Annotated in this window: 15 protein-coding genes; 12 read left to right on the top strand and 3 right to left on the bottom strand. The window is 45.4% G+C overall.

The features are described from left to right. Nucleotides 1–316: 316 nt before the first annotated feature. Together ABID29_RS08720 and ABID29_RS08715 are read right to left on the bottom strand one after the other, a co-directional pair. Nucleotides 317–1,471 (bottom strand): hydroxymethylglutaryl-CoA synthase, encoded by a 1,155-nt coding sequence (locus tag ABID29_RS08720; protein WP_354365770.1) that lies wholly within the window; start codon nt 1,469–1,471, stop codon nt 317–319. A gap of 15 nt (nt 1,472–1,486) precedes the next feature. Next, the gene (locus ABID29_RS08715; protein WP_354365769.1) at nt 1,487–2,662 is read right to left on the bottom strand and encodes an acetyl-CoA C-acetyltransferase; all 1,176 of its coding nucleotides are present in this window, start codon (nt 2,660–2,662) and stop codon (nt 1,487–1,489) included. A 219-nt stretch (nt 2,663–2,881) separates the two neighbouring features. Here ABID29_RS08715 and ABID29_RS08710 point away from each other — a divergent pair, with 219 nt between their 5' ends. The 4 genes from ABID29_RS08710 to ABID29_RS08695 all read left to right on the top strand — a co-directional run bounded on the left by ABID29_RS08710 (nt 2,882) and on the right by ABID29_RS08695 (nt 7,664). Then, entirely contained in the window at nt 2,882–3,577 is a 696-nt protein-coding gene (locus tag ABID29_RS08710) for a phosphoglycerate mutase (RefSeq protein WP_354365768.1), read from the top strand. A gap of 356 nt (nt 3,578–3,933) precedes the next feature. Further along, a complete protein-coding gene (sstT, locus tag ABID29_RS08705; RefSeq protein WP_354365767.1) occupies nt 3,934–5,151 on the top strand; it encodes a serine/threonine transporter SstT in 1,218 nt (405 codons plus the stop codon). 124 nt (nt 5,152–5,275) lie between these two features. Next, a complete protein-coding gene (locus ABID29_RS08700; RefSeq protein ID WP_354365766.1) occupies nt 5,276–6,043 on the top strand; it encodes an ABC transporter ATP-binding protein in 768 nt (255 codons plus the stop codon). After that, nucleotides 6,033–7,664 carry a hypothetical protein gene (locus ABID29_RS08695; RefSeq protein ID WP_354365765.1) on the top strand — a complete coding sequence of 544 codons (1,632 nt, stop codon included), beginning with the start codon at nt 6,033–6,035 and terminating at the stop codon, nt 7,662–7,664. Before ABID29_RS08700 ends, ABID29_RS08695 begins: the two co-directional genes overlap by 11 nt. Nucleotides 7,665–8,041: 377 nt before the next feature. Here ABID29_RS08695 and ABID29_RS08690 read toward each other — a convergent pair whose 3' ends face one another. Next, the gene (locus ABID29_RS08690) at nt 8,042–9,508 is read right to left on the bottom strand and encodes an alpha-amylase (protein WP_354365764.1); all 1,467 of its coding nucleotides are present in this window, start codon (nt 9,506–9,508) and stop codon (nt 8,042–8,044) included. A gap of 356 nt (nt 9,509–9,864) precedes the next feature. On the opposite strand from ABID29_RS08690, the gene pbp2b reads away from it, so the two are divergent. The 8 genes from pbp2b to ABID29_RS08650 all read left to right on the top strand — a co-directional run bounded on the left by pbp2b (nt 9,865) and on the right by ABID29_RS08650 (nt 18,714). Beyond that, nucleotides 9,865–11,928, top strand: a complete 2,064-nt coding sequence (pbp2b, locus tag ABID29_RS08685) for a penicillin-binding protein PBP2B (protein WP_354365763.1) — start codon at nt 9,865–9,867, stop codon at nt 11,926–11,928. A 9-nt stretch (nt 11,929–11,937) separates the two neighbouring features. Further along, a complete protein-coding gene (gene recR / locus ABID29_RS08680) occupies nt 11,938–12,534 on the top strand; it encodes a recombination mediator RecR (RefSeq protein ID WP_354365762.1) in 597 nt (198 codons plus the stop codon). A 25-nt stretch (nt 12,535–12,559) separates the two neighbouring features. Continuing rightward, the gene (locus ABID29_RS08675) at nt 12,560–13,603 is read left to right on the top strand and encodes a D-alanine--D-alanine ligase (RefSeq protein ID WP_354365761.1); all 1,044 of its coding nucleotides are present in this window, start codon (nt 12,560–12,562) and stop codon (nt 13,601–13,603) included. 97 nt (nt 13,604–13,700) lie between these two features. After that, entirely contained in the window at nt 13,701–14,432 is a 732-nt protein-coding gene (locus ABID29_RS08670; RefSeq protein ID WP_354365760.1) for a hypothetical protein, read from the top strand. Nucleotides 14,433–15,596: 1,164 nt separating this feature from the next. Further along, nucleotides 15,597–15,755: a hypothetical protein gene (locus ABID29_RS08665; RefSeq protein WP_354365759.1), complete on the top strand. Its 159-nt coding sequence runs from the start codon at nt 15,597–15,599 to the stop codon at nt 15,753–15,755. Nucleotides 15,756–15,844: 89 nt separating this feature from the next. After that, nucleotides 15,845–16,549, top strand: coding sequence for a response regulator YycF (gene yycF / locus ABID29_RS08660; RefSeq protein WP_354365758.1), 705 nt, complete (start codon nt 15,845–15,847; stop codon nt 16,547–16,549). Next, nucleotides 16,542–17,924, top strand: coding sequence for a cell wall metabolism sensor histidine kinase VicK (gene vicK / locus ABID29_RS08655; RefSeq protein WP_354365757.1), 1,383 nt, complete (start codon nt 16,542–16,544; stop codon nt 17,922–17,924). The genes yycF and vicK overlap by 8 nt, the downstream gene beginning before the upstream one ends. Then, nucleotides 17,911–18,714 (top strand): MBL fold metallo-hydrolase, encoded by an 804-nt coding sequence (locus ABID29_RS08650; protein ID WP_354365756.1) that lies wholly within the window; start codon nt 17,911–17,913, stop codon nt 18,712–18,714. The genes vicK and ABID29_RS08650 overlap by 14 nt, the downstream gene beginning before the upstream one ends. The last annotated feature ends 346 nt before the right edge of the window (nt 18,715–19,060 follow it).

Raw genomic sequence — 19,060 nt, 5'->3', positions numbered from 1 at the left:
CGTTTCTCAGCCTAAGCATTCGGCTCATTGCTTATTGGTTGCTGTCATTTCTACTTTTTGGAAAGACAGACAGTTTGCCTGTGTCTCAATTGTGTAAAGACAACGGATGGACCAACTGACCAATACAGGTTTTAATTGTCATTTAAATTCAGCACCTGACTATACGAGCTTGGGGTATTAGATGATTCAGTTGATGGCCACCAACTAACTCAGAATTTACTTTTTATTTAGGATCAGACGATCTAAACCTCACTGCTGTAAAAATAATAAGCCCTGGCTAAATGACCAAGGGCTTATTTGTAGTAGTTGAAAGAGCTTAGTCAATCATACTTCGGTAAATGCGTTTGTGGTGGTCAATTGCAATTAGGGCAAAAGGGCTAGGATCGTTTGGAAGCGGAGAGCTGTTGCCGCCTTTATCAATAACAATGGTCTCAAAGAAGACCTTCTCATAATCAGCCACTGAGATAGGGGTTCTGTTGGCTAACTTCTCTAAGCGATTAGATTGTAGCAGATTCTCGTAACCTTGGACAAGGGTACCTGAGAAGAGTTCGCAGACTGCCCCAGAACCGTAGCTGTAAAAGAGGATTTGGTCTCCAGCCTTGAGAGCTTCGCTTTGTTCTATGAGGGAAAGGAAGGAGAGAAATAGCGAGCCAGTATAGATGTTTCCTACCTGCTGATTGTAACGGATGGCTTCTAGGAATCGTTCTTCCTGGGCTGGGCTTGGATTTAGGGCACGCAGGCCTTTGAGGCCTTGTTTAGCAAAGGGAATATGTAAACAAATGGCTGCAAAATCGTCTAGAGATTTTCCGTGTTTTTCCTGATAGTGGTTAAAAGTTGTGGTCAAGCAGTCTGTGTATTGTAGGGTAGAGAAGTGGCCATCAACCTGAGGGTAAGGACTGTAATTGGGTCTCCAGAAGTCCATGACATCACGGGTCTGATAGACGTTATCACCGCTCAAAGCTAGGATTCGAGGCTTGGCTGTTACCAGCATGGCGATGGCTCCCGCGCCCTGGGTTGGTTCGCCGCCAGAAGCGATGCCGTACTTGGCGATGTCGCTGGCGATAACAAGGACCTTAGAATCAGGACGGGCTAGAATATGATTGTAGGCCATCTCAAGACCAGCAGCGGCAGAGTAGCAGGCTTCCTTGAGTTCGATGGAACGAGCAAAGGGCTGGATACCTAAGAGGCCGTGGATGTAGACGGAAGCGGCCTTGGACTGGTCGATACCAGTCTCGGTTCCGAGAATAATCATGTCAATATGTGCCTTGTCATTGTCATCTAGGATAGCAGCAGAAGCTTGGGCGCCAAGAGTAACAATGTCTTGGCTAAGAGGGGCGATAGCCATGGCTTCTTGCATCAGGCCTAATGTATATTTATCAGGATCAACTCCCCGAGCTTTAGCTAGGTCTGTTAAGCGCAAGACGTATTCTGGCAAAGCCAATCCGATTTTATCAATACCAATTTGTGTCATTTTTATACCTCATTTTTAGGGCAGGGAAACGGCCAAGCTAATGCCTTGACCACCTCCAATGCAAAGGCTGGCGATCCCTGTCTGCCCTTCTCGTCTTCGCAACTCGTGAATGAGTGTCACCAAAATTCGAGTGCCACTGGCACCGATAGGATGGCCAAGTGCGATTGCTCCACCATTAACATTGACCTTTTCAGCCTCTAAAGCTAATTCTTTTTGGACAGCTAAGGCTTGGGAAGCAAAGGCTTCGTTGAGTTCAAAAAGGTCAACGTCATTGACCGTTTTATTGAGTTTTTGAAGCAGTTTTTTGGTGGCTGGAATTGGTCCTAGTCCCATGACTTGAGGATCCACACCAGCCGTTGCCCAGCCATCAATATAGGCTAGCGGTACTAAGCCAAGCTCTTCCACCTTTTCTTGGCTGGCTAAGATGACAAACGCAGCACCATCGTTAATACCCGAGCTGTTACCTGCTGTTAGTAGCCCCTCGTTTTGGAACGTTGGACGCAACTGTGCTAGTTTTTCCAAACTAGTCTGGCGGGGGTACTCATCTGTGTCAAAGAGGATTGTTTCTCGCCCTTTTTGGACAAGGATTGGAACAATTTCGTCACTAAATCGCCCATTTTCCTTGGCCCTTAAAGCCTTTTCTTGACTGTGTAAAGCAAATTGATCCAATTGGTCACGGCTGAAGTGGTACTGCGCTGCAATGCGTTCAGCAGTCATTCCCATGTGTTCCCCGTCAAAAGCATCCGTGAGCCCGTCAGTCAATAAACTATCTTCTAGAGTTTGATGGCCTAGCTTGGCACCGAACCGCAATTGTTTGTCGAGGAAGGGCGCTTGGCTCATGAGTTCAATACCGCCGGCTACGACTAAATCACTGTCGCCGACTAAGATAGCTTGAGCAGCTAGCTGGACACTTTTTAAGCCCGAACCGCAGACCTTATTAACGGTAAAGGCTGGAGTAGTTTGAGGCAAGCCAGCTGCAAGTGCAATTTGGCGAGCTACATTTTGTCCTTGACCAGCCGAGAGAACATGGCCTAAGATGACTTCGTCAATAGCTTGGGGAGGGATAGACTGTTTTTCCAAGGCAGTCTTTAGGACATTGGCTCCCAAGTCAGCCAGTTTGATACGGGAGAGGCTGCCGCCGAAACTACCAATAGCAGAGCGGTAAGCCGCTACGATTGCAATTTTTGTCATGATTGCGCCTTTCTTTTTCATTGCTGGACTATTATACCATTTTTCAGCTTAAATTTTAATCGAAAGTCTCCTAACTCTAAAAATCAGTCTTCAGTCCGAGTCATTTCCGAGAAGATTGAAGAAAGAATTTTGAAAAAGGATAGCTTTTTTCATGTTTTTTTTGTAAAATAGTAAGAGTAATACAGGCGCAAGCCTTTAAAATAAAAAGGAGAAACCATCATGGTAAAATTGGTTTTCGCTCGCCACGGTGAGTCAGAATGGAACAAGGCTAACCTCTTCACAGGTTGGGCAGACGTGGATTTGTCTGAAAAAGGAACACAGCAAGCGATTGATGCTGGTCAACTCATCAAAGCATCAGGTATTGAGTTTGATTTGGCCTTCACTTCTGTATTGAAACGCGCCATCAAGACTACAAACCTTGCTCTTGAAGCTGCGGATCAACTTTGGGTACCAGTTGAGAAATCTTGGCGTCTTAATGAGCGTCACTACGGTGGCCTCACTGGTAAAAACAAGGCAGAAGCTGCTGAGCAGTTTGGTGACGAGCAAGTCCACATTTGGCGCCGTTCGTACGACGTTTTGCCACCAGATATGGCAAAAGATGATGAGCATTCAGCACACACAGACCGTCGTTACGCTCACCTAGATGATTCTGTTATTCCAGATGCTGAAAACTTGAAAGTTACTCTTGAGCGTGCCCTTCCTTTCTGGGAAGACAAGATTGCACCAGCTCTTAAAGACGGCAAAAACGTTTTCGTAGGTGCTCACGGTAACTCTATTCGTGCTCTCGTAAAACACATTAAAGGTTTGTCAGACGATGAAATCATGGATGTGGAAATTCCAAACTTCCCACCACTTGTCTTTGAATTGGACGAAAAATTGAACATCATTGACGAATACTACCTCGGTGGAGAGTAATAAAAGGTCTGGCTTGGGACAATTGACTTGCCAGTCATTCTACTAACGGAAGTTAGACAAAGAGTGCTAGCTCCTGTAGACAGGTTGTCACGGATGAGTGACGTCAAAAATATTCCAACTGAGGTTGGAAATGGAAAAACTCGCTAATAAGTGAGTTTTTTTCTATGGGTTAGAGTTTTAGGATGGTTTACTAAAAGAAAGTATAATTAGACGAGAGGCTTTTTAAGACATTTGGTATTGTCAAATCCCAAAAATGCATGAATATAGAAATGATTTAGAAATTTTAAACAAAAGCTCTTGACGTAGGGACTCTTTTGAGATAAGATGGGGAATATCTAATTTGAAAAGAGGTTATGATGAAAAGAGTTCTAATGATTTGGGGTCGAATGAGTTTGATCAGAAGGATTGTAGCTGGCGTCGTATTAGGTGTGATGCTTGGCTTACTTTTGCCGAAGTTATCTGTCATTGGTTTGTTGGGGGATCTCTTTGTAGGAGGGCTCAAGGCGATTGCACCACTCTTGGTCTTTGCTTTGGTTGCCAATGCCCTATCTCGAACGCGTCAGGGGCAAAAGACCAACATGCGGACAGTTGTCATGCTTTATCTATTCGGGACGTTTTTGGCAGCTTTTGTGGCTGTGCTAGCCCATTTTCTATTCCCGGTAAGTCTGGTTTTACCTGAAGCGGGTGTAGCAGACGTTACGCCACCGCAAGGTGTTGGCGAAGTTTTTCAAACCCTATTGATGCGTATGGTGGATAATCCTGTGAATGCAGTGGCCACCGGAAATTATATTGGGGTGTTGACTTGGGCAGTGATTTTTGGTTTAGCCATGCGCTCTGTGAGTGAGGCCACTAAGCACCTCCTTGATACCTTCGCAGAGGTCACCTCTAAAGTGGTTGCTGGTATTATTAACTTAGCGCCGTTTGGGATTATGGGCCTAGTTTACAACACTATTGCGACAAATGGTCTTGGTATTGTAGCTGCTTATGGCAAGTTACTTGTGGTTCTGGTTGGTTGTATGCTCCTTGTAGCTTTGTTGGCGAATCCGTTAATTGCTTTTGTCATGATGCGAACCAATCCCTATCCCTTGGTTTTCCAGTGTTTGCGAGAAAGTGGTGTGACAGCTTTCTTTACACGATCGTCAGCAGCCAATATTCCAGTTAATTTGAAGCTATGTGAAAAGCTAGGGCTGGATGAGGACACGTATGCGGTCTCTATCCCTCTCGGTGCGACGATCAATATGGCTGGTGCAGCTATTACCATCACAGTTCTTTCCTTGGCAGCAGTGACAACCTTGGGGATTGAGATTGACTTCGCCTCTGCTTTAATCCTTAGTCTGGTAGCTACTCTATCTGCCTGTGGTGCCTCCGGTGTTGCGGGAGGATCCCTGCTCTTGATTCCAGTGGCTTGTAGCCTTTTTGGAATTTCAAATGACATTGCCATGCAGGTTGTGGGGGTCGGGTTTATTATTGGTGTGATCCAGGATTCTTGTGAAACAGCGTTAAATTCATCGACAGATGTCTTACTAACTGCAGTAGCAGAACGCTCTATATGGAAGCAGAAAAAAGAGGCTTAGACCTCTTTTTTTGTTCAGCGAGCACTTGTGTCTTTAAACGAAGACACCTTGATTAAACGGTCTAGATGGATTATAATGGTTAATAGAAAAATATGGTTTTAAAGAAAAAGTTGGAGGTGTTGATATGATTGAATTTCATGGTGTGACAAAGGTTTACGATGATAAAGTGGCCTTGGATCAACTGAATTTAACAATTAAATCTGGCGAGATTGTTGGCTTAATCGGCCACAATGGGGCTGGAAAGTCAACGACCATCAAATCTCTGGTCAGTATTATCAATCCAACCTCGGGAACGATTACAGTTGATGGGTTGAATTTAGCAGAAAATCGTTTGGCCATCAAAAAACGGATTGGCTATGTTGCAGACTCGCCCGATCTTTTCTTGCGTTTGTCAGCGGATGAATTTTGGGACTTGATTGCCAGCTCATACGGTCTTAGCTTAGAGGAAAAAGAAACACAGCTCAATCGTTTTATGGACCTTTTTGATTTAACTGAAAATCGTTACCAAACGATTGAGTCCTTCTCTCACGGGATGCGCCAAAAGGTCTTTCTTATCGGTGCTCTCTTGCCTAATCCTGATATATGGGTCTTGGATGAGCCGATGACAGGTTTAGATCCACAGGCTGCCTTTGACCTCAAGGGGTTGATGCGCCAGCATGCCGATGAAGGCAATACTGTTATTTTTTCAACCCATGTCTTAGAAGTCGCTGAACAAATCTGTGATCGTATTGCCATTTTGAAAAAAGGTCAATTAATTTATTTTGGGACCATAGCAGAGCTTAAAGCCTTACACCCTGATAAACCACTCGAAACGATTTACCTTGGGATGGCTGGTCGTGAAGCAGAAAGTGCTCCTGTAGCGCCTGTTGAGGAGGTGGCCCATGAGGCTTAATGTTGTTAGAAAACTAACCCAACTCAACTTGATTTATTCGCTTCAAGCTACGCAAATTGATAAATACCGCAAAAAGCAGGTGGCTAATCCAGACAAAAAGGCCAATGTGACACGTAAAATTTTGAGGCAGTACCTCTTTTCAGGTATTGTTTATCTCTTCATTTTTGGATCCTATAGTCTTGGAATTCCATTTGAAGACCTACCTGGGATGTTTACCCGATTTCTAGGGATTTTCATTTTAATGACCATGCTTCAAGCCTTCTTGAGCATGTACAATGTCTTTTATGAAAGTAAGGACTTACAGTCCTATCGAAGTTTGCCCGTGACAGAGCTAGAGGTTTTTCTTGGAAAAGGCTCAGTTGTTTTCATTGCTAGTTTGATCTTTCTCTTGCCTTTATTGCTCTACTTGGTGCTTATTCATTTTCGGTTTGGCAATGCTTTTTGGTGGGGGATTCCATTAGCGCTGCTATCCTTTCTCTTGTTGTTCACTGGCATGACCTTAATAACCATTGTAGCGGTTCATTTTTTGACCAAAACAAATGTCTTTCGCCAGTACAAGAAATTGGCATCTGGGGCAATTATGATTATTTCAACCATTGGTTCAGTGATCGCTATTTTGACCTTGCAAAACACATCATTGTCCTTTACGGATGGGCAAGTGGTTGAGTCTGGATCTGGCTTTGCCCCTCTATGGCTCTTTTATGGTTTGGCAGAGAATCCTTTGTCCATGAAAGTTGGTCTCCACCTTTTGGTATGGCTAGGAGGGGGAGCTGTCTTAGCACTTATTGTGAAGCACCGAGTCTTACCGAATTTTTATGACGCAGCTCTTGAAACGAGTACAGCTGTCTCTGTTCGTAAAGCTCCTAAAAAGGCAAAAAAAGAGGCAGGGCAACGAACATGGAAGCAACAACTATGGCATTATCATCTGGGATTGATTGCTGACCCAACTATACTCTTTACCTTTGTCATCATGACTTCGATGCTTGTTGTCATCATGATGGTGCCGACTCTTATAGGAGCACGTGACGTGCTGATCGCTATTGACTATCATATCGGGTATTTGTCAATGGCTGTTTTCTTCGGTATAGCCTATGCCATTATGTCAGCAGGGGGGCTATCTAGTATTATTATTTCCTTAGATCGGGAGAATTTTAATTTCTTCAAGACTATGCCCTTTGATATGAGGAGCTACTTACGCTTTAAATTCTGGTTTGCCTTTTTGATTGAAGCCATGATTCCAACGGTGGTTTTGCTGGCATTGACCATTTGGCTACAGCTGCCTTTCTATCTATTCTTGGGAGCTTTAGTTGCATGGCTGTTGACGGCTTATAGTATGGAAAGTTTCTATTTTATTCGCGATTATCGTTTGCTGGAGCTGAATTGGCAAAATGTTACCCAGTTAGCTAATCGTGGCATGGGAAATGTTGCTAAAACAATTATTCTTCTGGTCTCTTTTCTCGTTTTTATCGGTCTCATTGTTTTTGCAGGAATCCTACTTAACACGGCATCACTTCTTGTGAACCTCATGTTAGCTTGTGTTGGACTTGTGATATTGTTGGTGATCGCAGGTTTTACCTATCGGTTGTCTCAAAAATACTGGGAAAAACAGGATTTAGGATAGTTTACCAACTGTTGAATAGCCTTGTTTGACTATAAGAAAACACCCCTTGTTTCTAGTTAACTAGATTTCAATAGGGGTGTTTTTCTGATGTCTCACATTTTGGGAGGACTGCAAAACGCTAAGTGGCATTTTTACAAGTGACAAAGAAGTCCAAACGAAGAAAAAATAAAGATTCTTTGCCAATATCAGAATGAAGGGAGAGCCCTGGCTTACCTTTGCCTTAGCTTAGGGCGTTCGGATAAGACCTAAGGAAGTGGTTGTATCACTATAAATTAGCTATTATTGACGTGTAAAAGATAATCGAACTTGGCTCAGATAGCCTAAAGAAACAAAAGCACAAGTGCTTAAGAATTAGCTTATGAGTGATAGGTTGGTTTTCAGTTTTCTATTGCCTCTTTAGCCAGCCAAGCAGAGACAGATCCAGCCTTGACAGGGAAAAGGCCCCAACCTTCGTCATCGATGGTGACTTCGAATTCGTGGTGTCCAAGGCCATCGATAAAGGTCTTGCCAGCATTCAAGATACCAACATGCATTCGCTTTTCGGTAAAGTTAGCGTTGGTTAAGATAACCGCCAGGCCGTAGGGATGTTCTTCATCACCTAAGCGAGTCCAACCGATACAGTTGGGATCATCAAGGTAGTCAATTTGCTCTCCGTAGGCATGGTTGGCCCGCAAGTAGAGGAGCTTATCCAGGACTTCTTGGAAACTAGCCTGTCCAAAGTCTCCTGAAACCCCATAATAATCGCCATAGAAGACACAAGGCAGGCCTTCTTGTCTGAGAAGGATCAGGCTGTAAGCCAGAGGTTTGAACCAATCGGCAACGGTTGACTCCAAGGCTTGTCCGCGCTGGGTGTCGTGATTTTCCACGAAGGTGACAGCAGAAGTTGGGATATGCTCGACCAGGCTTCCTTGGAAAATCTGACGTAAGTCATAATGTTCACCAGCCTGACTGGCTTCGAAAAAGTTCATATGAAGGCCGACATCTACCAAATCAAAGGCAAAATCTGTCTCGTTTAGATAGCGATCCTTGGACTCAAAACTATCCTTCCAGAATTCCCCGAAGACATAAAAGTGATCTCCGTAGAGGGCTTTGGCTTTCTGAATCAAGCCTTGGATGATCTCTTGGTCGATATGTTTGATAGCATCTAGGCGAAATCCTTCTACACCGGTTGTCTCGACAAACCATTGCATCCACTCATAGGTATGATCTAAAACCTCTGGGTGGCTGTAGTCAATATCGGTAAACATGAGATAGTCGTAATTGCCGTTTTCACTGTCTACCAGCTCATTGTCAGCCCAACCTTTGTGGTCTCCCAGAATCATGTAGACACCAGTCTCTTGATGTTTGGCGTCAAAGTCAGTTCCAGAAAAGTGATACCAGTGCCATTCGAAATCGCTGTAAGTCTTGTTTCGACCAGGAAAGTGGAAGTGGGTCCAAGCCTCTATTTCAAAAGGTTCTGAGAGAGGAGTTTGACGGTTGTTGGGGTCCATTCGCAGAACCTGAAAACTCTCCAAGTCATCGCCGTTGGCCTTGTGGTTGAGGACAATATCTGCAATCGGTGAGACACCAGCCTCTTTTAGAGCTTTGATGGCGGCTAAGTAGTCATCCTTGTGGCCATACTTGGTAGCAACGGTCCCTTTTTGGTCGAATTCGCCTAGGTCAAAGAGGTCGTAGACACCATAGCCGACATCGTCTGGACCAGTCCCCTTAAAGGCAGGTGGCATCCAGACCTTAGTGATGCCAATATCGGCGAGGTGCTGGCTATCTTGGGCTAACCGTTGCCAATGGTTCTGGTCGCTCGGCAGGTACCATTCAAAGTACTGCATAATGGTATGGTTTTGCATAGGTTTCTCCTTTATGTTCTTTGTTATTATAGCACATTATTTTCCCAGTCAAGGAAATGAGGCATGGTGTGTGAAAAATTTTAATAGTCTGTCTACGTCTTTTGATGGCTGTCAATCTATCTTGTGTAGACGAGGTCCTCACATTCAGCTCTTTTGACTGGGGCGAATTTTAGAGAGTTGGAGGGTCAAGACTAACGGGCTAGTCAACGAGGGAGAATCAGTAAAAGCTTCTTGAAATTCCTCATCTATTAAAGAAGGGTTGCCTGAGGAGAAATTTTAAAATTTGTGATAAAATAGGGATTGACTTTTATGGGAAAGGGGACAAAACTGATATGGGTTTAGGGAAGAGACTGCATTTGAAAAATCCACGCTCCAAGGGCTATCAAACCGTGACAACCAAGCGCTTATATGTTCTCTTTGCTCTAATCATTGTCTTGTTTACGATTTTGATTGCCCGGCTAGCGCAGATGCAGTTGGTGCAGAAAGATTTTTATCAAAAGAAACTCGCGACAGCCAGTCAATTGACCGTGACCAGTAGCTCTGTTCGGGGACAAATTTATGATAGTAAGGGTATTCCCTTGGTTGAAAACAAGCCTCACCAGGCGGTAGCCTTCACCCGTTCTAATACCATGACCGCTTTCCAAATCAAGGCGACAGCCAATGCCTTGGTGACCCTGGTAGATTTAGAGAAGGTAAAATTATCAGATAGGGACAAAATTGATTACCATTTGGCCGATCCGGAGGTCTATGCGGAAGTGGTCAATGCCTTATCCAAAGATCAGCGCTATGATGCTGCTGGTAATCGCTTATCTGAAGGGAAAGTCTACGCCAATGCCGTAGCCAGTGTCTCTGCTGAGGAACTGACCTATAGTCCCGAGGAAGAAAAAGTAGTAAAGCTCTTTAGCCAGATGAATGCTGCTGCTAACTTTGAGACGGTTACGCTTCAGACGAATCCCTTGTCCGCAAGTCAGATCGCCAAGATTGCCAGCCAAGAAGAGGTCCTAAAAGGAATTACGGTTAAGACAGCTTGGCAGAGGGAGATCTTACCGACTTCGCTCGCCAGCATTATTGGCAATGTCTCGACTGAGCAGGCTGGTCTGCCTCAAGAGGAGGCCCAACATTACTTGGCACAGGGGTATTCCATGAAGGATCGAGTAGGGACCTCCTACCTTGAAAAGCAGTACGAGCCCTATCTGCAAGGAAGACGTGAACTCAAAGCTGTCCATTTGGATAAGTATGGCAATTTGGAGTCGACGAAGGTTGAGAGTGCTGGAGAAAAAGGGAAGAACATCCAGCTGACCATCGACCTGGCCTTCCAGGATGGGGTCAATAAGATCTTAGAATCCTACTTCCAGACCGAATTGGCCAATGGCAACACGACCTACTCGGAAGGGATTTATGCCGTTGCTCTAAATCCTGAAACGGGGGCTGTTCTTGCCATGTCGGGCTACCAGCACGATCTGGAAACAGATAAGCTCAAAGAAAACGCCTTGGGAACTGTGATGGATGTCTTCGTACCGGGATCTGTGGTCAAAGGGGCAACCCTGTCCACGGCCTGGCAGCAAGGCGCTCTTCAAGGCAACCAGATTCTGGTCGATCAACCGATTGTCTTTGCAGATTCCGCACCAATTACGTCCTGGTTTACCAAGTTTGGCAATCAAAGCATTGACGCTATCCAAGCCCTTCAATACTCATCCAACACCTACATGGTCCAAATAGCTCTCAAGCTTATGCAGGAAGACTATAGGCCCAACATGATTCTTAGGACCAATCACTTGGCAGAAGCCATGGCTACCCTCAGAGAAGGTTTTGGCCAGTACGGCTTGGGCGTGCCGACAGGGATTGACCTGCCATTGGAATCTCAGGGAATCGTGCCAGACCAGTACAGTGTCGCCAACTACTTGACCAATTCATTCGGCCAGTTTGACAACTACACGACCATGCAACTGGCCCAGTATGTGGCTACCATTGCTAACGGTGGCCATCGGATGGCACCGCGCTTGGTCCAAGGAATTTATGACAATACAGAGGAAGGAGGCTTGGGAGATTTGATTGAGCCTGTGCCTTATACCCTCTTGAATCAGGTTCCTTTGACAGGGGATCAACTGGCTCTCTTGAAAGAAGGTTTTTACCAGGTGGTTCACAATCCTTCGGGCTATACGACAGGAAAAACAATCGGCCAAGGGGCAGCAGTGCCCATATCTGCTAAGACAGGAACTGCCGAAACCTTTGTGACGACCAAAGAAGGAGAGCAAAAAGCAGCCATTAATTCCAATGTCGTAGCCTATGCTCCCAGCCACAATCCCCAAATTGCGGTTGCGGTTATTCTGCCCCACAGCACGGATTTGGACACCAAGACCAGCCAACTAGTGACCAGAGATATCATCAATCTCTACCACCAACTTTACCCTATGAACTAAAGGAATATTATGTTATACCCTACACCTATTGCAAAATTGATTGACTCTTATTCTAAACTGCCGGGGATCGGTATCAAGACTGCGACGCGCTTGGCTTTTTATACTATCGGGATGTCAGATGAGGATGTCAATGAATTTGCCAAGCATCTTTTAGCTGCTAAGCGTGAATTGACCTACTGTGGGCAATGTGGTAATCTGACAGACGAAGATCCCTGTGCCATCTGTCAGGACGAGACCAGGGACCAGACAACCATCCTGATTGTCGAAGATAGTAGGGATGTTTCGGCAATGGAAAATATCCAAGAGTACCACGGCCTCTACCATGTCTTGCAGGGCTTGATTTCCCCTATGAATGGGATCGGTCCAGATGACATCAACCTTAAGAGCCTGATCAGCCGCCTAATGGATGGCCAGGTGACCGAGGTGATTGTGGCGACCAATGCGACAGCGGACGGCGAAGCGACAGCCATGTACATTTCGCGGGTCTTGAAGCCTGCGGGAATCAAGGTAACCCGTCTGGCACGCGGTCTAGCTGTCGGCGCTGACATTGAGTATGCGGATGAATTGACCCTCTTGAGGGCTATTCAAAATCGAACAGAATTATAAATTGCAAACAGAAGAAGGAGATAAAATGGCTAAGGAAACCTTAATATTACTGTATGGCGGCCGTTCGGCAGAAAAGGAAGTGTCTGTCCTATCAGCAGAGAGTGTCATGCGGGCAGTTGACTATGACCGTTTTAAGGTCAAGACTTATTTCATTACCCAGGGAGGGGATTTTATCAGGACTCAGGTTTTTGAAGAAAAGCCTGCGGAGAGCGAGCGTCTGATGACCAATAGCACAGTGGTTTGGGAGGACAAGATTCCTGCGTCTTTGATCTATGAAGAAGGGGCTGTTGTCTTTCCTCTCCTCCACGGTCCTATGGGCGAAGATGGTTCCATGCAAGGGTTCTTAGAGGTTTTGAAATTGCCTTATGTCGGAACCAATGTCTTAACGTCCAGTCTGGCTATGGATAAGATTGCGACCAAGCAGGTGCTTGCAAGTATCGACATTCCCCAGGTGGCCTATGTCGCTCTAACGTCTCAGCAGGACCGTTCAGCCAAGGTGACTGAAGTCAACGAAACCTTGACCTATCCTGTCTTTGTCAAACCCTCCAATATGGGCTCCAGTGTCGGTATTTCAAAGGTCGACCGTCCAGAGGAGCTCGATGTGGCCCTAGACTTGGCCTTTCGTTATGATAGTCGCGTCTTGGTAGAGCAGGGAGTTGTGGCGCGTGAGATCGAAGTTGGCCTCCTAGGCAATCACATAATTGGCACCACGGAACCAGGTGAAGTTGTGAAAGATGTGGCCTTTTACGATTATGATGCCAAGTACATCGATAACAAAATCACTATGGCTATCCCTGCAGAGATTGATGCCGAGGTAGCGCAGCAGATGCGCGATTATGCTCAGAAGGCATTTGCAGCAATCGGTGGAACAGGCTTGTCACGCTGTGACTTCTTCTACACAGAAGACGGTCAAATCTATCTCAATGAACTCAACACCATGCCAGGCTTCACCCAATGGTCTATGTACCCCTTGCTCTGGGCTAATATGGGACTGGCCTATCCTGACTTGATCGCTGAGTTGGTCGAGCTAGCCAAGGCAGCTTTTGCAGAACGCGAAAGCCACTTATAAAGGGAGAACCGGCAGGCTACAGGCTTGCCGATTTCCTTTTTGCTGTCAGGGTTTTAAAAATATGCTATAATTATTGAAAAAGGGTGAGGCAAAAGGTATGCTTGAAGTAGGAATTGGTCTGGCTATTTTATTGGGAATCGGTGGTCTGGCGCTTCCCTTGTTTCGGAGTGTAGACCGTAAACGGACAGAAGCGCGCTTGAACTTCTTGACAACTCGTTTGGCTGGCAATACGAGACAATTGCAACAGACTACGGCCTCGAAATTTCCAACAGACTACCTGCGCTTGCAGCAGCAGATAGCGACAGACTTGTCTGACCTAACCAAGCTTTTAAAGGCTAAGCAAAAACAGCTGGCCTTACCAACCAGCCAATCTGCCTGGGACCTGATCGAGGAGGCTAGGGATCTCTTGCCTACCAAGGGTCAGCTGGAACGTCCTAAACTTGTCCTTCCCAAAGTGGCTGTCAAAAACCTGACAGACGAGCAGTTAAAGGCCTTAGTGCCAGAAGTCTGGTCTTCCATAGAGAGTATTCAGCAGGATGACCAGGCCATTCGCCAAAAGTTAGCCAGCCCAGCTCTTCCTAATAAACAGGAACTCTTGGCCATCCACGAGGCTAATATGGGCCGATACGAAGAAATCCTCGATGCCTACCTCAAGATGAAGGCATCCCCCAAGGACTACTATCAGGTGGAGGAACGCCTGGCCAAGAGTCGACAAGCCTTTCAGGAATTTGACCTTCAGCTGGATGAGACCCTGCGCCAGATCAATGAAGGAGATATGATGGGCTTTGAAGTCAGCCTGCGTATGATGACTCAGAAGACTATAGACTAAAAAAACCAGCTTCCAAAAGGAGGCTGGATTTTGGGATTTCTAAGGTTGGCTTGTGTCGGTATAGAACTGCTTTTTAGATTTTAGAACCTTCTTGATTTTATGATAAAAAATCAAGCATAGATCGTCCATATGGTTGAGAGGACAAAAATGAGGATAAGCCATTTGTTGCGTCGTCGCTCTTGAAGAGGTGCTGTCAAGGCAAAAAAGAGTTGAAAACCTAGAGCAAGGAACATGAGGATAATTTTAGGGGCTGAGTTCTGAAAGAAATTGGTTTTGATAAGATGGACGAGATTGAGTATGAAGAGATAAATGAAAACATTCTTGTAAAACTGTTTATTAAAGGTTATTTTCATGGAGAGTTCCTTTTTAGTTTAGTAAAATCAGACGACTAGCTTTATCAGTCACCCCTGGAATAGTGCCCGACTCCGATGAGAGAGCAGGCAAAGAGTCCGATAATAGCAACTAGGCCAGGCTGGGTGAGACAAAGAGGAAAGAAAATCAAGCTCAACCAGCTTAAAAATCCGCTGACTAAAAGCCAATCTTGGCATTTGAACGACTGTCTACTAAGCATACCGTAGTCTCCTTTCTACAATCGGTTGCTGTGAGTTAGTGAGGTCTTATCACTCTTATTATAGCGCTAGCTTAAAACGTTTTCAAGAAAAGATCGGCTCCGCCATAAAAGACTTAAATTTAGGAAAATTTAGGCTTTTTATAGTATGATAAGAAAAAGCCTAGGTAATAAGAAGTGAGGGAAACGAGCGTGAGCTTGGGACTCCGTCTTAATCTCTCAATCTATTTTGAATTGTCGAGCAAGGTGTAATTCGTTGAGAGCTTTGACAGCCTGGGGTTAGGTTGTCAATAGAAATTAAAAAGAGACAATGAGCTTTGCCTGTTTTAGACTTGTTCCTGTATACTTCAAAGGTCTGGTGGACCTTTGGAAGTTGGAAATAAAACGGACGGAGTCAGAGTCAAAGAGAGTCTGGAGATAGACTAAATCAGACAGAACTTAGAACCATAATAGTGAGGTAAATTGAATTTTGATGAATTATCGATTTTTGTCCCACTTTCTTTTGTTCGGGAAAACTTGCAGTGGTTACGCTTGAAGCTTCTTAAAACTTGGAATTGAACAGTCTCTATCAACTTATTTTTACAAGGAGGTTAGTCATGGTGACGATTGAAGAACTGCTATCCGGGGAATTGGATGCCGTAACGTCAGCTAGCAGGGCTTTTCCAGAAGAGACCTTGGACCTTGTCCGTCAGGCACCAGAAGGCCTAACAGCTTATGATATTCTCCTGGCCCAGTTGTCGGATGAGGAGGAGTAGGTGGTGCTGATGAACCTGAAAAAGAAGGTCAAAACTGCTTTTTATTTGAATTTTTGGTATAATGAAGAGAAATACTTGAGGATACAGCTATGAAAAAAATATTAATTGTTGATGACGAAAAACCGATTTCGGACATTATAAAATTCAATATGACACGGGAAGGTTATGAGGTTGTGACTGCCTTTGATGGGCGTGAAGCCTTGGCCCAGTTTGAGGCGGAAAAGCCAGATATCCTGATCTTAGACCTGATGTTGCCTGAGCTGGATGGCCTTGAAGTGGCCAAAACTATCCGTAAGACCAGCAATGTCCCTATCATCGTCTTGTCAGCCAAGGATAGCGAATTTGACAAGGTAATCGGTCTTGAGATTGGGGCAGATGACTATGTGACCAAGCCCTTTTCGAATCGAGAGCTGCAAGCTCGGGTTAAGGCGCTTTTACGCCGTAGCGAGATTTCTGAACAACAGACTGAGACAGAAATCAAACCCCTATCTGAAATCGTGATTGGGAATCTGCAGATTCTGCCAGATGCCTTCTTGGTGCGTAAGGAAGGCCGTGATTTGGAGCTGACCCACCGTGAATTTGAATTGATCTACCATTTGGCGACCCATACAGGTCAGGTTATGACTCGGGAGCATCTCCTAGAGACGGTCTGGGGCTATGATTATTTTGGAGACGTCAGAACGGTAGATGTGACAGTGCGGCGCCTGCGTGAAAAGATTGAGGACGTGCCAAGCCGTCCAGAGTACATTTTGACCCGACGTGGTGTCGGCTATTACATTAGAAATAATGATTGAAAAAATTAGACTCTTTATTTTTTCCTCTGGCTTCATTTTTGGATTGATTGTTTTTGGTTTTCTGGCAATCTTGATTTTCTTGCTCCTTGAAAACCACAAGGACAACAAGCAGATTAAGTTGCTCAATCAAAAGGTCCAGGATTTGATTCAGGGGGATTATTCTGACGTTTTGGATGTTTTAGGAAGTCCTGAGCTGACCGATATGACCAATAGCCTCAACGATTTGTCTGAGGTTATTCGTCTAACCCAGGACAGCCTGGAGCAGGAGAAAAATCGCCTATCTTCTATCTTGACCTATATGAGTGATGGGGTACTGGCTACGGATCGTCAGGGCCGCATTATCCTGATCAATGAAGCGGCTAAGCGCCAGTTGGGCTTGCTGGATCAAACGGTCATGGGCGAGATGTTCTTGGTAGATGTTTTGGATATTGCTGAGCATTATAGCTTTAGTGATTTGCTTAAAAACACGCCAGAACTCTATGTGGAGCTACCGAGTCAGACAGGGGAATACATGAGCTTTAGAGCTAATATCGCTCCAATCAGGCGGGAGTCTGGCTTTACAGCAGGGCTTGTGGTGGTCCTGCATGACATGACCAAACAAATCAAGGAAGAACGGGAACGCAGGCTTTTTGTTTCTAATGTGAGCCATGAATTGCGGACGCCTCTAACCTCGGTCAAATCGTATCTTGAAGCCCTTCATGAGGGAGCCTTGACCGATGCGGTGGCGCCTAGTTTTGTCAAGGTATCGCTGGATGAGACCAACCGGATGATGCGGATGATTACAGACCTCCTCAATCTCTCACGGTTTGACAATCAGAACATTGAACTAGAATTGGAGCTGGTCAACTTTACGGCCTTTATGACCTTTATCCTCAATCGCTTCGACCAGATGAAGCAACAGGAAGACAAGAAGAACTACACCATTATCCGAAACTACCCCATCAAGCCAATCTGGATCGAGATTGATACCGATAAGATTTCCCAGGTAGTGGATAATATTGTCAATAATGCCATCAAGTACTCGCCTGATGGGGGCAATATCACCATTAGTATGAAAACAACGGAAAATCAGCTGATCATTTCCATTGCAGATGAGGGCTTGGGGATTCCAAAGAGCGATTTGTCTAAGATTTTTGACCGTTTTTATCGGGTGGACAAGGCCAGGAGCCGTGCCCAAGGTGGAACAGGTCTTGGACTGGCCATTGCCAAGGAGATCATCAAGGCGCACCAAGGCTTTATTTGGGCCAAAAGCGACTATGGCAAGGGCTCAACCTTTACCATGGTTCTGCCTTACGACAAGCTGGTTTCAGAAGATTGGGAGGACACGGAGGTATTGGATAAATTAGAAATGACGGAGACAGATGCAGGGATTTAAATACAGTATATTAGCTTCGGGCTCAACAGGAAATGCCTTTTACTTGGAGTCTGATCAGAAAAAGATATTGGTCGATGCTGGATTGACGGGTAAAAAAGTGGAGCAGTTGCTCGGTGAGATTGACCGTAAAGCGGAGGATTTGGATGCCATTTTCATTACCCATGAGCATAGCGATCATGTGAAAGGGGTCGGGATTTTGGCCCGTAAGTATGGGCTGGATGTTTATGCCAATACCCAGACCTGGCAGGTCCTCGAAGCCAAAAACACCTTGGGGAAGCTGTCCAATGAGCAAAAGCACATTTTTGAACGGGAGACCCTCAAAACCTTCGGAGACTTGGATATTGCTTCCTTTGCAGTCAGCCACGATGCCGTTGCCCCTCAGTTTTACCGCTTCATGAAGGACGGTAAGAGTTTCGTCATGTTGACGGACACGGGCTATGTCAGCGATCGGATGGTAGGGATGATTGAAAATGCGGATGCCTATCTGATTGAGGCCAATCATGATATTGAAATCTTACGAGCAGGTTCTTACCCGTGGCGGACCAAGCAGCGGATCCTGTCGGATATGGGCCACCTCTGTAACGAAGATGGTGCGGAAGCCATGATTCGTAGCCTAGGCCAAAAGACCAAGAAGATTTATTTGGGCCACCTGTCTAAGGAAAATAATATCAAAGAGTTAGCCCATATGACCGTCTTTAACCAGCTGGCTCAGGCGGATTTACGGGTCGGGGAAGACTTCCATCTCTTTGACACATCACCAGATACGGCGACCCCCTTGACGGAGATTTAAGGGAGTGCTGGTGTCGCTTAGGTTTAAGCTGGTACACACTTTCTCAGTCTGGTCCAGTTTTTAACCGTTAACAATGACAAGTTTGCCAAAGGGATCTTGGTCTGACAGGGGCTTTTGCGTCTGCTAGAGACAAACGAAAGGAATAGTGGCTAAGGAAAAAGAGGCTGTCGAGAGTTGCGTAACCGTTTAATCCTTTTTCACCCAATCCCGCTGTCCAAATGCCATCGTAAACTCTCTCAGAGGCGGGGTCTTCTCTGCCTCTGGCCATTTTGGTCAGCAGTGAAAGGGTTTACGCTAGCGCGGGCTAAAACGGCTCCCTTGAGTGCTTATTGCAAAACATAGAAAG

Origin of the sequence: Streptococcus rupicaprae, from assembly GCF_040545225.1 — a bacterium.
In the GTDB taxonomy this organism is placed as follows: Bacteria; Bacillota; Bacilli; order Lactobacillales; family Streptococcaceae; genus Streptococcus; species Streptococcus rupicaprae.
Note: the sequence above shows the minus strand (reverse complement) of the source record. Positions and strands in the feature narration are given on the sequence as shown.

What these genes read in the sequence shown, in the direction of transcription:
- ABID29_RS08695 (WP_354365765.1), top strand. Translation starts at nt 6,033, where the DNA reads ATGAGGCTTAATGTTGTTAGAAAACTAACCCAACTCAACTTGATTTAT.
- ABID29_RS08670 (WP_354365760.1), top strand. Translation starts at nt 13,701, where the DNA reads ATGCTTGAAGTAGGAATTGGTCTGGCTATTTTATTGGGAATCGGTGGT.
- yycF (WP_354365758.1), top strand. Translation starts at nt 15,845, where the DNA reads ATGAAAAAAATATTAATTGTTGATGACGAAAAACCGATTTCGGACATT.
- ABID29_RS08665 (WP_354365759.1), top strand. Translation starts at nt 15,597, where the DNA reads ATGGTGACGATTGAAGAACTGCTATCCGGGGAATTGGATGCCGTAACG.
- ABID29_RS08650 (WP_354365756.1), top strand. Translation starts at nt 17,911, where the DNA reads ATGCAGGGATTTAAATACAGTATATTAGCTTCGGGCTCAACAGGAAAT.
- ABID29_RS08690 (WP_354365764.1), bottom strand. Translation starts at nt 9,508, where the DNA reads ATGCAAAACCATACCATTATGCAGTACTTTGAATGGTACCTGCCGAGC.
- recR (WP_354365762.1), top strand. Translation starts at nt 11,938, where the DNA reads ATGTTATACCCTACACCTATTGCAAAATTGATTGACTCTTATTCTAAA.
- ABID29_RS08710 (WP_354365768.1), top strand. Translation starts at nt 2,882, where the DNA reads ATGGTAAAATTGGTTTTCGCTCGCCACGGTGAGTCAGAATGGAACAAG.
- ABID29_RS08720 (WP_354365770.1), bottom strand. Translation starts at nt 1,471, where the DNA reads ATGACACAAATTGGTATTGATAAAATCGGATTGGCTTTGCCAGAATAC.
- ABID29_RS08715 (WP_354365769.1), bottom strand. Translation starts at nt 2,662, where the DNA reads ATGACAAAAATTGCAATCGTAGCGGCTTACCGCTCTGCTATTGGTAGT.
- vicK (WP_354365757.1), top strand. Translation starts at nt 16,542, where the DNA reads ATGATTGAAAAAATTAGACTCTTTATTTTTTCCTCTGGCTTCATTTTT.
- ABID29_RS08675 (WP_354365761.1), top strand. Translation starts at nt 12,560, where the DNA reads ATGGCTAAGGAAACCTTAATATTACTGTATGGCGGCCGTTCGGCAGAA.
- ABID29_RS08700 (WP_354365766.1), top strand. Translation starts at nt 5,276, where the DNA reads ATGATTGAATTTCATGGTGTGACAAAGGTTTACGATGATAAAGTGGCC.
- sstT (WP_354365767.1), top strand. Translation starts at nt 3,934, where the DNA reads ATGAAAAGAGTTCTAATGATTTGGGGTCGAATGAGTTTGATCAGAAGG.